Annotated in this window: 12 protein-coding genes; 10 read left to right on the forward strand and 2 right to left on the reverse strand. The window is 65.2% G+C overall.

Features of this window, described 5'->3' with window-relative positions; translation table 11 throughout:
• Positions 1-78 precede the first annotated feature (78 nt).
• The 10 genes from thpR (at position 79) to QXZ94_RS27325 (ending at position 12,838) form a co-directional block, all read left to right on the forward strand.
• On the forward strand, positions 79-618 hold the full coding sequence (gene thpR / locus QXZ94_RS27280; RefSeq protein WP_315723601.1) for an RNA 2',3'-cyclic phosphodiesterase: 540 nt from the start codon (positions 79-81) through the stop codon (positions 616-618).
• Between the two features lie 172 nt (positions 619-790).
• The gene (gene zapE, locus QXZ94_RS27285) at positions 791-1,972 is read left to right on the forward strand and encodes a cell division protein ZapE (protein WP_315723603.1); all 1,182 of its coding nucleotides are present in this window, start codon (positions 791-793) and stop codon (positions 1,970-1,972) included.
• Between the two features lie 225 nt (positions 1,973-2,197).
• A complete protein-coding gene (mdh, locus tag QXZ94_RS27290; protein WP_172112917.1) occupies positions 2,198-3,166 on the forward strand; it encodes a malate dehydrogenase in 969 nt (322 codons plus the stop codon).
• A 126-nt stretch (positions 3,167-3,292) separates the two neighbouring features.
• On the forward strand, positions 3,293-4,489 hold the full coding sequence (gene sucC / locus QXZ94_RS27295) for an ADP-forming succinate--CoA ligase subunit beta (RefSeq protein ID WP_172112916.1): 1,197 nt from the start codon (positions 3,293-3,295) through the stop codon (positions 4,487-4,489).
• Positions 4,490-4,544: 55 nt separating this feature from the next.
• Complete coding sequence (sucD, locus tag QXZ94_RS27300; RefSeq protein WP_172112915.1) at positions 4,545-5,429, forward strand: succinate--CoA ligase subunit alpha; 885 nt, start codon at positions 4,545-4,547, stop codon at positions 5,427-5,429.
• Between the two features lie 139 nt (positions 5,430-5,568).
• Positions 5,569-8,526: a 2-oxoglutarate dehydrogenase E1 component gene (locus QXZ94_RS27305; protein ID WP_315723606.1), complete on the forward strand. Its 2,958-nt coding sequence runs from the start codon at positions 5,569-5,571 to the stop codon at positions 8,524-8,526.
• 142 nt (positions 8,527-8,668) lie between these two features.
• Positions 8,669-9,907 (forward strand): 2-oxoglutarate dehydrogenase complex dihydrolipoyllysine-residue succinyltransferase, encoded by a 1,239-nt coding sequence (gene odhB, locus QXZ94_RS27310; RefSeq protein WP_315723608.1) that lies wholly within the window; start codon positions 8,669-8,671, stop codon positions 9,905-9,907.
• Between the two features lie 66 nt (positions 9,908-9,973).
• Positions 9,974-10,720: an SDR family oxidoreductase gene (locus QXZ94_RS27315; RefSeq protein ID WP_006609290.1), complete on the forward strand. Its 747-nt coding sequence runs from the start codon at positions 9,974-9,976 to the stop codon at positions 10,718-10,720.
• Positions 10,721-10,764: 44 nt separating this feature from the next.
• Entirely contained in the window at positions 10,765-12,168 is a 1,404-nt protein-coding gene (gene lpdA, locus QXZ94_RS27320) for a dihydrolipoyl dehydrogenase (RefSeq protein WP_315723611.1), read from the forward strand.
• Between the two features lie 130 nt (positions 12,169-12,298).
• Positions 12,299-12,838 (forward strand): hypothetical protein, encoded by a 540-nt coding sequence (locus tag QXZ94_RS27325; RefSeq protein WP_315723613.1) that lies wholly within the window; start codon positions 12,299-12,301, stop codon positions 12,836-12,838.
• Between the two features lie 213 nt (positions 12,839-13,051).
• Here the strand turns inward: QXZ94_RS27325 and QXZ94_RS27330 are convergent, their stop codons facing one another.
• Together QXZ94_RS27330 and QXZ94_RS27335 are read right to left on the reverse strand one after the other, a co-directional pair.
• Positions 13,052-13,642: a DUF4337 domain-containing protein gene (locus QXZ94_RS27330; RefSeq protein ID WP_172184327.1), complete on the reverse strand. Its 591-nt coding sequence runs from the start codon at positions 13,640-13,642 to the stop codon at positions 13,052-13,054.
• Between the two features lie 81 nt (positions 13,643-13,723).
• A complete protein-coding gene (locus tag QXZ94_RS27335) occupies positions 13,724-14,707 on the reverse strand; it encodes a tyrosine recombinase XerC (protein ID WP_315723616.1) in 984 nt (327 codons plus the stop codon).
• Positions 14,708-14,810: the final 103 nt, after the last annotated feature.

Genomic DNA, 14,810 nt, shown 5'->3' on the forward strand with positions numbered 1-14,810 from the left:
TTCGTCGTCGATCATCTCGTCAAGGCATGATCTCGTCACCTTTCGAGATCAGCCTCCAGCATCGGGAGTCCTGAAACGATGCCGCGTCTGTTTACTGGACTGGAGATCCCGGCCGAAGTCGGCCAGACCCTCTCCACTCTGCGGGGTGGCCTTCCCGGCGCCCGCTGGATCGATCCTGAAAATTATCACGTGACCTTGCGCTTCATCGGCGACATCGACGGCGCCTCCGCCAACGAGATCGCCGCGATGCTGTGGCGGGTGAACCGCAAGCCGTTCGAGGTCACGGTGCAGGGCCTCTCCAGCTTCGGCGGCCGCAAGCCGCGCGCTGTGGTCGCCAATATCGCGCCGTGCCGGCCGCTGATCGAGCTGCAGGCCGAGCTGGAGCGGATGATGCAGCGGATCGGGCTCGACCCGGAGGGCCGCAAGTTCGTCCCCCATGTGACGTTGGCGCGGCTGCACGATGCCTCGAGCCAGGACGTGGCCGATTATCTCTCGGTCCGCGGCTATTTCCCGAGCCGGGTGTTCATGGCTGAGCGCTTCGTCCTGTTCTCGTCCCGTGCTTCCACGGGAGGCGGACCCTATGTGGTGGAGGACGCCTACGATCTGTGCGCCGCCTGAGGTTGCGGCTGACGCGAGCCAGATTGACGCAAGCCAGACGTCGTTAGCCGCGGACTAACTCCCGCGGCAGCGTTTGCGTGCCATATACCACGATCCCACCGTCCGGCTGCATGGCGGCTTCCACCATTTGCGGATTGCATTTTCCGTTAGTCTCATGACCTAGAGTGGGCTCATGTTGTCCACTCCCTCAGACGCGTTCCGCGCGCAATATCAGTCGCTGGTCGACGCCGGCGCGATCGAAGCCGATCCGGCCCAGGCCGAGGTCGCCGATGCCCTCGCGGCCCTGGAGCGGCGCCTCTCCACCTACAAGCCGGCGCGCAAGCAGAGCCTGTTCGGCCGCCTCTTTTCCGACAAGAGCGAGCCGCCGAGCGGCCTCTATGTCCATGGCGAGGTCGGTCGCGGCAAGACCATGCTGATGGACCTGTTCTTCCAGAATTGTCCGGTCGAGCACAAGCGCCGCGCCCATTTCCACGAGTTCATGGCCGAGGTGCATGAGCGCATCTACGGCTATCGACAGAACATCGCGCGCGGCGAGCTTGCCGACGCCGACGTCATCGGGCTCACCGCGCAGGCGATCTTCGATCAGGCCTGGCTGCTCTGCTTCGACGAATTCCACGTCACTGACATCGCCGACGCGATGATCCTCGGCCGTCTCTTCGCAAAACTGTTCGAGCTCGGCACGGTTGTGGTGGCGACGTCCAACGTCGCGCCGGAGGACCTCTACAAAGGCGGCCTCAACCGCGCGCTGTTCCTGCCCTTCATCAAGCAGATCGCCGACCACATGGATGTGGTGCGGCTGGATGCGCGCACGGATTTCCGGCTCGAGAAGCTGGCGGGCGTGAAGATGTGGCTGATGCCGGCCGACGCCGATGCGCGGGCTGCGCTCGACAAGGCGTGGGGCCGGCTGACCGGCAACGCCCGCTGCAAGTCGCGCGACATGACGATCAAGGGCCGCATCCTGCACGTTCCGTGCTCGGCCAACGGCGTCGCCCGCTTCGGCTTTGCCGATCTGTGCGAGAAGCCTCTCGCCGCTTCGGACTATCTGCGGCTGGCGCACGACTATCATACGATCCTGATCGACCACGTCCCGGTGATGGATCTGGCCGAGCGCAATGCCGCCAAGCGCTTCATTACCCTGATCGACACGCTGTACGACAATGCCGTCAAGCTGATCGCCTCGGCCGAGGCCGATCCGATCTCGCTCTACGTCGCCGCCGACGGCATCGAGGCCATGGAGTTCAAGCGCACGTCGTCGCGCCTGATCGAGATGGGCTCGGAGTCCTATCTGGCCCTGCCGCACGGCCGGAAGGACTCGGCTGCCTCCGGGACTTCTACGGGACTGGTCGAAACCTGACAAACACCGGAGTTCGGCAGCGCCCGGCTTCGGGCACACAGCCGCGAAAAGGCCACGTCAATCATGCTGAAAGGATCATCAGCAGCCGCCGCCCGGTCCTGATCGAAATCAAGGCACGCCCGTCAATTGGCCATAGCGTGACTTGAACGGCCCGGGCGAAAGGGATAACCACCCACTCGACTTTTCAACCTCCCTCACCCCTTCGGGTTCAAAGGAAAATTTGCCATGGCGCGCGACAAGATTGCTTTGATTGGCTCCGGTCAGATCGGCGGAACGCTGGCTCACCTCGTCGGCCTCAAGGAGCTCGGCGACGTCGTGATGTTCGACATTGCCGAAGGCGTTCCGCAGGGCAAGGCGCTCGACATCGCGCAGTCGTCGCCGGTCGACGGCTTCGACGCCCACTACACCGGCGCCAACTCCTACGAAGCGCTCGACAACGCCAAGGTGTGCATCGTCACCGCGGGCGTGCCGCGCAAGCCCGGCATGAGCCGCGACGATCTGCTGTCGATCAACCTGAAGGTGATGGAGCAGGTCGGCGCCGGCATCAAGAAGTACGCCCCCGACGCGTTCGTCATCTGCATCACCAACCCGCTCGATGCGATGGTCTGGGCGCTGCAGAAGGCCTCGGGCCTTCCGGCCAAGAAGGTCGTCGGCATGGCCGGCGTGCTCGACTCCGCCCGCTTCCGCTACTTCCTGGCCGATGAGTTCAACGTGTCGGTGGAAGACGTCACTGCCTTCGTGCTCGGCGGCCACGGCGACACCATGGTGCCGCTGACCAAGTACTCGACCGTCGCCGGCATTCCGCTGCCCGACCTCGTCAAGATGGGCTGGACCTCGCAGGCCCGCATCGACGAGATCGTCGACCGCACCCGCAATGGCGGCGCCGAGATCGTCAACCTGCTCAAGACCGGCTCGGCCTACTACGCTCCGGCGGCGTCGGCGATCGCGATGGCAGAGAGCTATCTGCGCGACAAGAAGCGCGTGCTGCCCTGCGCCGCCTACCTCAACGGCGAGTTCGGTGTGAAGGACATGTATGTCGGCGTGCCCGTCGTCATCGGCTCGAAGGGTGTCGAGCGTATCGTCGAGATCGAGCTGGCCGGCAAGGATCGCGAGGCGTTCGACAAGTCGGTCGGCGCTGTCCAGGGCCTGGTCGACGCCTGCAAGAAGATCGCGCCCGACCTGCTCGGCCGCTGAAGGTAGCAGAGCGGGCGATTAGCCCGTTCCGATGAGTTGCAGGATGCTTGGTATATGGTATACCAAGCATCCGCAAAACACTTATAGACGTCACCACCCCAGCGGGGGTTCGGGGAGCAAGCGCTTATGAACATTCACGAATATCAGGCCAAGGCACTGCTGCACGAGTTCGGCGTGCCGATTTCCAAGGGCGTGCCGGTTCTCCGTCCGGAGGATGCGGATGCAGCGGCGAAGACGCTCGGCGGTCCGGTCTGGGTCGTGAAGAGCCAGATCCACGCCGGTGGCCGTGGCAAGGGCAAGTTCAAGGAGGCCTCGGCCGGCGACAAGGGCGGCGTCCGCCTTGCCAAGTCGATCGACGAGGTCAACACCTTCGCCAAGCAGATGCTCGGCGCCACGCTGGTGACGGTGCAGACCGGTCCCGACGGCAAGCAGGTCAACCGCCTCTACATCGAGGACGGCTCCGACATCGACAAGGAATTCTATCTGTCGCTGCTGGTCGATCGCGAGACCTCGAAGGTCGCGTTCGTGGTGTCGACCGAAGGCGGCGTCAACATCGAGGACGTCGCGCACAGCACGCCTGAGAAGATCATCACCTTCTCGGTCGATCCGGCCACCGGCGTCATGGGCCATCACGGCCGTGCCGTCGCCAAGGCGCTGAAGCTCTCCGGCGACCTCGCCAAGCAGGCCGAGAAGCTGACGACGCAGCTCTACAATGCGTTCGTCGCCAAGGACATGGCGATGCTCGAGATCAACCCGCTGGTCGTCACCAAGCAGGGCCAGCTGCGCGTGCTCGACGCCAAGGTGTCGTTCGACTCCAACGCGCTGTTCAAGCACCCCGAGGTCGTCGCGCTGCGCGACGAGACCGAGGAGGATGCCAAGGAAATCGAGGCGTCGAAGTACGACCTCAACTACGTCGCGCTCGACGGCACCATCGGCTGCATGGTCAACGGTGCGGGCCTTGCCATGGCGACGATGGACATCATCAAGCTCTATGGCATGGAGCCCGCCAACTTCCTCGACGTCGGCGGCGGCGCCAGCAAGGAGAAGGTCGCGGCGGCCTTCAAGATCATCACCGCCGACCCGAACGTGAAGGGCATCCTGGTCAACATCTTCGGCGGCATCATGAAGTGCGATGTCATCGCCGAGGGCGTCGTGGCCGCGGTGAAGGAAGTCGGTCTGAAGGTGCCGCTGGTGGTGCGCCTCGAAGGCACCAATGTCGATCTCGGCAAGAAGATCATCAGCGAGTCCGGTCTGAACGTGCTGCCCGCCGACAATCTCGACGACGCTGCGCAGAAGATCGTCAAGGCCGTCAAGGGAGGCTGAGCGCCGGTTCAGGCGCTCGCTTCACCCTCACCGCAACGCTTTTAGAGAAAGCACGATGTCCATCCTCATCGACAAGAACACCAAGGTCATCTGCCAGGGCTTCACTGGCAAGAACGGCACCTTCCACTCCGAGGCGGCGATCGCCTACGGCACCAAGATGGTCGGCGGCACCTCGCCGGGCAAAGGCGGCTCGACCCATCTCGGCCTGCCCGTCTTCGACACCGTCAAGGAGGCCCGCGAAGCCACCGGCGCCGACGCGTCGGTGATCTACGTGCCGCCGCCGGGCGCAGCCGACGCGATCTGCGAAGCGATCGACGCCGAGGTCCCGCTGATCGTCTGCATCACCGAGGGCATCCCGGTGCTGGACATGGTCCGCGTCAAGCGCTCGCTTGTGGGCTCCAAGTCGCGCCTGATCGGGCCGAACTGCCCGGGCGTCATGACCGCCGGCGAGTGCAAGATCGGCATCATGCCGGCCAACATCTTCAAGCCCGGCTCGGTCGGCATCGTGTCGCGCTCCGGCACGCTGACCTATGAGGCGGTGTTCCAGACCACCTCCGAAGGCCTCGGCCAGACCACCGCGGTCGGCATCGGCGGCGACCCGGTCAAGGGCACCGAGTTCATCGACATGCTGGAGATGTTCCTGGCCGACCCCAAGACCACCTCGATCATCATGATCGGCGAGATCGGCGGCTCGGCTGAGGAGGACGCGGCGCAGTTCATCAAGGACGAAGCCAAGCGCGGCCGCAAGAAACCGATGGTCGGATTCATTGCCGGCGTCACGGCCCCTCCCGGCCGGCGCATGGGTCATGCCGGAGCCATCATCTCGGGCGGCAAGGGCGATGCCGGCTCGAAGACCGCGGCGATGGAAGCTGCAGGTATTACAGTCTCTCCGTCGCCCGCGCGCCTCGGCAAGACGCTTGTCGAAAAGTTGAAATCCTGATTCAGGACTTAGTGCTTTTCGGCGCGAATATTTACAAAGAATAAGGTAAACCGTCCTAACCCGAGCCTGACCCGCGTCTCACGTGGGTCAGGCATTGCGCCGTTTTCATTGGGCGCATCGAAATTACCAGGACGCTACCATGTCTCGCCAAGATGCGAACGCTGCCTTCGCCCTGTCGTCTTTTCTGCAGGGCACCAATGCCACCTACATCGATGAGATCTACGCCCGCTACGAGAAGGACCCCGCTTCGGTCGATCCGGAGTGGCAGGAGTTCTTCAAGAGCCTGAAGGACGCGCCGGCCGACGTGCAGAAGAATGCGTCGGGCCCCTCCTGGGCGCGCAGCAACTGGCCGGTCTCCCCCCGCGACGAATTGACCTCCGCGCTCGACGGCAACTGGGCCGTGGTCGAGAAGAAGGTCGGCGAGAAGATCGCCGCCAAGGCCCAGACCAAGGGCGTCGAACTGTCGGTCGCCGACGTCAACCAGGCCACCCGTGACTCGGTCCGCGCGTTGATGCTGATCCGCGCCTACCGCATGCGCGGCCACTTCCACGCCAAGCTCGATCCCCTGGGCATCGAGGCGCCGAAGAACCGCGAGGAGCTCGACCCGCGCTCCTACGGCTTCACGGAAGCCGACTACGACCGCAAGATCTTCCTCGATCACGTCCTCGGCCTCGAATACGGCTCGCTGCGCGAGATCGTCGCGATTTGCGAGCGCACCTACTGCCAGACGCTCGGCGTCGAGTTCATGCACATCAGCAATGCGGCGCAGAAGGCCTGGATTCAGGAGCGAATCGAGGGTCCGGACAAGGAAATCTCGTTCACCCGCGAGGGACGCCGCGCCATCCTGCAGAAGCTCGTCGAGTCCGAGGGCTTCGAGAAGTTCTGCGACGTCAAGTTCACGGGCACCAAGCGCTTCGGCCTCGACGGCGGCGAGTCGCTGATCCCGGCGCTGGAGCAGATCATCAAGCGCGGCGGCAATCTCGGCGTGAAGGAGATCGTGCTGGGCATGCCGCATCGCGGCCGCCTGAACGTGCTGACCCAGGTGATGGGCAAGCCGCACCGGGCGCTGTTCCATGAGTTCAAGGGCGGCTCGGCCAACCCGGACGCGGTCGAAGGTTCCGGCGACGTCAAGTATCACCTCGGCGCCTCCTCGGACCGCGAGTTCGACGGCAACCGCATCCATCTGTCGCTGACCGCCAACCCCTCGCATCTCGAGATCGTCGACCCCGTGGTGCTCGGCAAGGTCCGCGCCAAGCAGGACCAGCACGGCGATCCGCCGGACATGCGCATCTCGGTGCTGCCGCTGCTGATGCATGGCGACGCGGCGTTTGCCGGCCAGGGCGTCGTCGCGGAATGCTTCGCGCTGTCGGACCTCAAGGGTTACCGCACTGGTGGCTCGATTCATTTCATCGTGAACAACCAGATCGGCTTCACGACCTATCCGCGCTATTCGCGCTCGTCGCCGTATCCGTCCGACGTCGCCAAGATGATCGATGCGCCGATCTTCCACGTGAACGGCGATGACCCGGAGGCCGTGGTGTTCGCGGCCAAGGTCGCAATCGAGTTCCGGCAGAAATTCCACAAGCCTGTCGTCATCGACATGTTCTGCTACCGCAGGCATGGCCACAACGAAGGTGACGAGCCCGCGTTCACCCAGCCGGTGATGTACAAGAAGATCGCCGGCCACCCGTCGACCCTGGAGATCTATTCCAAGCGTCTGGTCGCCGAGGGCGTGATGACCGAGGGCGAGGTCGACAAGGCCAAGGCCGACTGGCGCGCCCGTCTCGACGCCGAGTTCGAGGCCGGCACCTCCTATCGTCCGAACAAGGCCGACTGGCTCGACGGCAAGTGGGCGGGCCTGAAGTCCGCCGACCAGGAAGAGGAAGCGCGTCGCGGCGTCACCGGCGTCGAGATCGACCGCCTCAAGGAGATCGGCCGCAAGATCACCAAGGTGCCGGACGGCTTCCGCCTGCACCGCACGATCCAGCGCTTCCTGGAAAACCGTGCCAAGGCGATCGACAGCGGCATCGGGCTGGACTGGGCGACCGGCGAGGCGCTGGCGTTCTGTTCGCTGCTGCTCGAAGGCCACAAGGTGCGTCTGTCCGGCCAGGACTGCGAGCGCGGCACCTTCTCGCAGCGCCACTCGGTGCTGATCGACCAGGAGGACGAGAGCCGCTACACGCCGTTCAACCATCTGGCGGGCGAGCAGGGCCACTTCGAGGTCATCAACTCGCTGCTGTCGGAAGAGGCCGTGCTCGGCTTCGAATACGGCTACTCGCTGGCCGAGCCGAGCGCTCTGACCTTGTGGGAGGCGCAGTTCGGCGACTTCGCCAACGGCGCGCAGGTGCTGTTCGACCAGTTCATCTCCTCGGGCGAGCGCAAATGGCTGCGCATGTCCGGCCTGGTCTGCCTGCTGCCGCACGGCTATGAAGGACAGGGTCCGGAGCATTCGTCGGCCCGCCTCGAACGCTATCTGCAGATGTGCGCCGAGGACAACATGCAGGTGGTCTACCCGACCACCCCGGCGAACTATTTCCACGTCATGCGCCGCCAGCTGCATCGCGAGATCCGCAAGCCGCTGATCGTGATGACGCCGAAGTCGCTGCTGCGCCACAAGCGCGCGGTGTCGCGGCTGGAAGAGCTGGCCAAGGGCACGACCTTCCACCGCATCCTGTATGATGACGCCCAGATGCAGGCGGACGACAAGACCAAGCTGGTGCCGGACGATCAGATCCGCCGCATCGTGCTGTGCTCGGGCAAGGTCTATTACGACCTCTACGACGAGCGCGAGAAGCGCGGGCTGAACGACGTCTATCTGATGCGCATCGAGCAGCTCTATCCGGTGCCGCTCAAGGCGCTGGTCGCCGAGCTTGGCCGCTTCAAGAACGCCGAGGTGGTGTGGTGCCAGGAAGAGCCGCGCAACATGGGCGCCTGGCACTTCATCGAGCCGTATATCGAGTGGGTGCTGAACCAGACCGGGGCTAAGAGCAAGCGTCCGCGCTATGCCGGCCGCGCCGCGTCGGCGGCAACCGCCACGGGCCTGATGTCCAAGCATCTCGCCCAGCTCAAGGCGTTGCTCGACGAAGCCTTGAACTGAACCTGCCTTTGAAGGGCGCCCCGCGGTCTGCGGGGCGCAAGTACAAGTCCATCGCGTTGATTGTCCGTCCCGCATCGCTTGCTCGCCGCAAGGCGATGGCGGACGGACTTTATGACCGCACGGGTTATTGAGGATAGAGACCATGACTGAAATTCGCGTTCCGACGCTGGGTGAATCCGTCACCGAAGCCACCATCGGCCGCTGGTTCAAGAAGGCCGGCGACGCCGTTGCGGTCGACGAGCCGCTCGTCGAGCTCGAGACCGACAAGGTGACGATCGAGGTGCCCGCGCCGTCAGCCGGCACTCTGGGCGAGATCATCGCCAAGGATGGTGAGACCGTTGCCGTCGGTGCGCTGCTCGGCCAGATCACCGATGGCGCTGCCGCTGCAAAGCCGGCGGCTGCTGCATCCGCCGCGGCTCCGGCGAAGCCTGCTGCTGCTCCGGCTGCCGCTCCCGCCCCGGCCAAGGCGCTGCCCGCCGACACCCCGCAGGCGCCGTCAGTGCGCAAGCTCTCGGCCGAGAGCGGCGTCGACGCCACCACCGTGCCCGGCTCCGGCAAGGACGGTCGCGTCACCAAGGGCGACATGCTGGCCGCGATCGAGCGCGCCGCATCGGCGCCGACCCCGGTCAATCAGCCCGCCGCCTCGGTGCAGGTCCGTGCGCCGTCGCCGGCCGATGATGCCGCGCGCGAGGAGCGCGTGAAGATGACCCGGCTGCGCCAGACCATCGCGCGCCGCCTCAAGGACGTGCAGAACACCGCGGCGATGCTGACGACCTTCAACGAGGTCGACATGACCAACGTCATGGCGCTGCGCAGCCAGTACAAGGACGTGTTCGAGAAGAAGCACGGCTCGAAGCTCGGCTTCATGGGCTTCTTCACCAAGGCCGTCGTGCAGGCGCTGAAGGACATCCCGGCCGTCAACGCCGAGATCGACGGCAGCGACCTCATCTACAAGAACTACTACCACATCGGCGTCGCTGTCGGCACCGACAAGGGTCTCGTGGTGCCGGTGGTGCGCGACTGCGACCACAAGTCGATCGCCGACATCGAGAAGGGCATCGCCGATTTCGGCCGCCGCGCCCGTGACGGCCAGCTCAAGATCGACGAGATGCAGGGCGGCACCTTCACGATCACCAATGGCGGCATCTACGGCTCGCTGATGTCGACCCCGATCCTGAACGCGCCGCAGTCCGGCATCCTCGGCATGCACAAGATCCAGGAGCGGCCGGTCGTGGTCGGCGGCAAGATCGAGGTCCGCCCGATGATGTATCTGGCGCTGTCCTATGACCACCGCGTCATCGACGGCAAGGAAGCGGTGACCTTCCTGGTGCGCGTCAAGGAAAGCCTGGAAGATCCGGCGCGCCTCGTGCTGGATCTCTGATCGACCTGATAGTTGATGCTCGGGAGGCGCGCTGAGAGGCGCGCCTCAAACCTAACGGGGGCCATCATGACCGACAGGGTTGCAGTGATCACCGGCGGCAGCCGCGGCATCGGCCGCGCCACCGCGATTGCCGCCGCGTCGCGCGGCTTCAAGATCGTGGTCGGCTATGCGTCAAACGAAGCCGCGGCGCAGAGCACGGTGGCCGCGATCGAGGCCAAGAACGGCAAGGCGATCGCGGTGAAATGCGACGTCGGCCGCGAGCACGACATCCTCGCTCTGTTCAAGGCGGCGGATAAATTCGGGACGCTCGGCGCCCTCATCAACAATGCCGGCATCGTCGGCCCCACGACGCGCGTCGACGAGATGAGCGCCGAACGCATCGAGCGCTTGATGGCGGTCAATGTCACCGGCAGCATTCTCTGCGCAAGAGAGGCCGTGAAGCGGATGTCGACGCGGCATGGCGGGCAGGGTGGTGTTATCATCAACCTGTCGTCGGTCGCCGCCAAGCTCGGCTCGCCCAACACCTATGTCGACTACGCCGCCTCGAAGGGGGCGATCGATTCCTTCACCGTCGGCCTCGGCCACGAGGTCGCCAATGAAGGCATCCGCGTCGCCGCCATTCGTCCCGGCCTGATCGACACTGAGATTCACGCCTCCGGCGGTGAGCCCGATCGCGCCCATCGCCTCGCCCCGCTGGTGCCGATGAAGCGCGTCGGCACCTCCGAGGAAATCGCCAATGCCATCGTCTGGCTGTTGTCGGACGAAGCTTCTTACGTCACTTCGGCCATTCTCGACGTGTCGGGCGGACGCTGACGACCGTCATCATCTCTGACTACAAGCTTACGGAACATTCGATCATGGCTAACTACGATCTCGTCGTCATCGGCACCGGCCCCGGTGGTTATGTCTGCGCCATCCGCGCAGCGCAGCTCGGCATGAAGGTGGCGGTGGTCGAGAAGAACGCGACCCTCGGCGGCACCTGTCTCAATGTCGGCTGCATGCCCTCGAAGGCGCTGCTGCACGCCTCGGAGCTGTTCGAGGAGGCCGGGCATTCTTTCGCCAAGATGGGCATCAAGGTCCCCGCCCCGGAAATCGATCTGCCGGCGATGATGAACTTCAAGCAGCAGGGCATCGACGGCAATACCAAGGGCGTCGAGTTCCTGATGAAGAAGAACAAGATCGACGTCCTCCAGGGCAAGGGCAAGATCCTCGACACCGGCAAGGTTCAGGTCACCGCCAATGACGGCGCGGTGCAGACCGTCGAGACCAAGAACATCGTCATCGCCACCGGCTCGGACATCGCGCGGCTCAAGGGCATCGAGATCGACGAGAAGCGCATCGTCTCCTCGACCGGCGCGCTGGCGCTGGACAAGGTGCCGTCGAGCCTGCTCGTGGTCGGCGCTGGCGTCATCGGCCTCGAGCTCGGCTCGGTGTGGCGCCGCCTCGGCGCCAAGGTCACGGTGGTCGAATTCCTCGACCGGATTCTTCCGGGCATGGACGGCGAGATCGCCAAGCAGTTCCAGCGCATCCTCGAGAAGCAGGGTTTTGCGTTCAAGCTCGGCGCCAAGGTCACCGGCGTCGACACCTCCGGCGCGACTCTCTCCGCGACAATCGAGCCGGCAGCCGGCGGCGCGCCTGAGAAGATCGAGGCCGATGTCGTGCTCGTCGCCATCGGCCGCGTGCCCTACACCGACGGCCTCGGTTTGCAAGAAGCCGGCGTCGTGCTCGACAATCGCGGCCGCGTCCAGATCGATCATCATTTCGCGACCAGCGTGCCCGGCGTCTATGCCATCGGCGACGTCGTCGCCGGCCCGATGCTCGCGCACAAGGCCGAGGATGAAGGCGTCGCGTGCGCCGAGATCCTCGCCGGCCAGGCCGGCCACGTGAACTACGACGTCATTCCGGGCGTGGTCTACACCACGCCGGAAGTCGCTTCCGTCGGCAAGACCGAGGACGAGTTGAAGCAGGCCGGAGTTGCTTATACCGTCGGCAAGTTTCCGTTTACCGCGAACGGCCGTTCCAAGGTCAACCAGACCACTGACGGCTTCGTGAAGATCCTCGCGGATGCGAAGACCGACCGCGTGCTCGGCGCCCACATCATCGGCCGCGAGGCCGGCGAGATGATCCACGAAGCCGCCGTATTGATGGAGTTCGGTGGCTCGGCCGAGGATCTGGCACGCACCTGCCACGCGCATCCGACCCGTTCGGAGGCCGTCAAGGAAGCCGCCCTTGCAGTGGGCAAGCGTGCCATCCACATGTGATCGGCGCCCGGTGGGCGTGATCGGCAGGTGCGACAAAACGCCTGCCTGACACGTTGAACCAATTGGCAAGACGCGAGGTCGCAATGTCATGGCGGCCTCGATGCTGAGGCCGGGGCCGAGATGGAGTGCCATGCTGCGCCGCCTGCTTCAGCCGTTCTGGGTCCTGCTCGCGATCATCTTCCTGATCGAAGCGTGGCTGTGGGACCATCTCGAGCCGATCGTGGCGCGGATCGTCGCCGCCCTTCCGCTGCGCAGCCTCAAGCACTGGCTCGCCGCGCGCATCGAGACGCTGTCTCCGATGCTGACCCTGGTCGTCTTCCTCGTGCCGGTGGTGCTGCTGTTTCCGCTCAAGCTGCTCGGCATGTGGCTGTTGATGCACCACCAGTGGAAGCTGGCGCTGGTGACGATCGTGTTCGGCAAGATGGCCGGCGTCGGCATCACCGCGTTCATCTTTGATGTCACGCGAGCCAAGCTGCTGCAGATGGGCTGGTTCGCCTGGCTCTATGAATCCGTGCTGACGCTGCGCCGGAAGGCGGCCGAGCTGGTCGATCCGATCAAGCAGCGCATCCGGGGTGTCATCAGCGATCTGTTTCGCGGCAACACCAGCGGCTGGTCGTCCCGCGTCGTTCGCCAGATCCTCCGCTTCCGCCGCAGTGTGCAGGCGCGCTGAGGTCGGTCGCCGTCACGAGGTTCGACGGCCTTCACCACCTTGGTCATTCCGGGGCAATCGTCGGTGCGCGCAGCGCGCTGGCGGTTGAACCCGGAATCTCGATATTGTTGAAAAAGAAGGCCACGCCACATCGTCATTCCGGGTTCAAGGCCTTTCGGCCTTGCCCCGGAATGACGGTGCTAGCGGCTCTGGGAAAGCAACTGCCTGCCGACCTCAGTGCAGATGCAGCAGATGCGGCTGGAACAGCCCAAGCATCGTCATGGCGATGCCGACAAGCGCGAGCGCGCCCGAGGCCCAGGCAAGCACCAACATACCGGTGATGATCGTCGCCGACGCCAGCACGATGCCGATCTGGAAGGCCGCCGAGGCCAGCTCGTAGTGGTGATATTTCGCCGTGGCGAGGTCGCGCTCCTCCTCGGCATGCTTGGCGCGGGCGGCGAGCTGCTCGCTGCCTTCGCCGGTCTCCGGCTCCGAGCGATAGCGCGCCGCGTTCTTCTGCCAGTCGTCGATCTGCTTCTGCAAGCTGGCCTTCGTGGCCTCGTCGGGCAGAGCGGGCAGGTTGAGCTTGCCCTGCTCGGCCGCGGTCTGCACCACCGTGCGGCGCACCGTCTTGGCCTGGAAGAACGCCCAGAGATTGGACGCCTCGACGTTCTTGCTGATCGATTCGGTCTGCGCGCCCTTGCCGAGCGTCTCGGACAACGCCAGGAACAGCGCGATCACCGAGATCAGCAGCGCGATCTTCTTGTTCGAGCCCGACGCGTGCTCGGCATGCTCGGCATGCTCCATGCTCTCATGTGCGCCCATCTGTTCCCCTCCGGATCAAGCGACGGAACGATTGCCGGAACGGCGGAGGCGGCGCAAGGGAAACGATGTGACGAAACCGTGTCACCGCCGCGGATGCGCCGACGCGTAGACCTGAAGCAGCCGTTCAGAATCGATGCCGGTATAGACCTGCGTCGTCGACAGCGAGGCGTGGCCGAGCAGCTCCTGGATCGCCCGCAGGTCGCCGCCGCGCGACAAGAGGTGAGTCGCGAAGGAATGGCGTAGCGCGTGCGGCGTCGCGCTGTCGGGCAGGCCCAGCGCGCCGCGCAGCCGCTCCATCGCGAGCTGGATGATGCGTGGGCTCAAGGGGCCGCCCTTGGCGCCGAGGAACATCGGGCCTTCGGCGGGCAGCGGGTAGGGGCACAGCCGGGCGTAGTCGTCGATCAGCTGCAGCACGTTCTGCAGCACCGGCACCATGCGGGTCTTGTTGCCCTTGCCGGTCACGATCAGCACGTCGCCTTCGCCGGGGCGTGGCACCTCGCGTCGCTTCAGGCCGAGCGCCTCGGAGATGCGCAGGCCCGAGCCGTAGAGCAGGGCCATCACGGCGGCGTCGCGCGCCAGCACCCAGGTCTCCCGCGTTTCGCCGGCGCGCTCGTCGGCGTCAGTGAGCCGCTTGGCGGCATCCATCGGCAGCGGCTTCGGCAGGCTCTTGGCGATTTTTGGCGCACGCACCCCGGAGAGTGCGCCGACCTTGCCCTGGCCCTCGCGCTCCAGGAAGCGGCCGAACGAGCGCAGGCCGGCCAAGGTCCGCATCAGCGAGCGCCCGGCGATGTCGTCGGCGCGGCGCATCGCCAGGAAGGCTCTGACGTCGGCGGCCTCCAGCGCGGCGAAGCGCGCCAGCGTGACCGGCTCGCCCCAATGGGTGCAGAGGAATTGCAGGCATTGCCGGAGGTCGCGGGCGTAAGCCTCCACCGTCTTCGGCGACAGCCGCCGCTCACTGCGCAGATGCGCCAGCCATTGCATCATGGCGCGCACGACGCCGTCGTCGGCGCCGATGAGGTCGGGGAGCTCGGGCGCGTTGTCAGTCGCTTTTGCCGTCTTTGCCATTGATCGCGCACACCTGCCGACTCATCGTCCCTGATGATGTCGATCGAACGGGCGGCGGCATGCGCGGTGTACCCTCTCCCCTTGTGGGAGAGGGTGGCTTCGA

This window comes from Bradyrhizobium sp. SZCCHNS2022 (assembly GCF_032377575.1).
Taxonomy (GTDB): Bacteria; Pseudomonadota; Alphaproteobacteria; order Rhizobiales; family Xanthobacteraceae; genus Bradyrhizobium; species Bradyrhizobium aeschynomenes.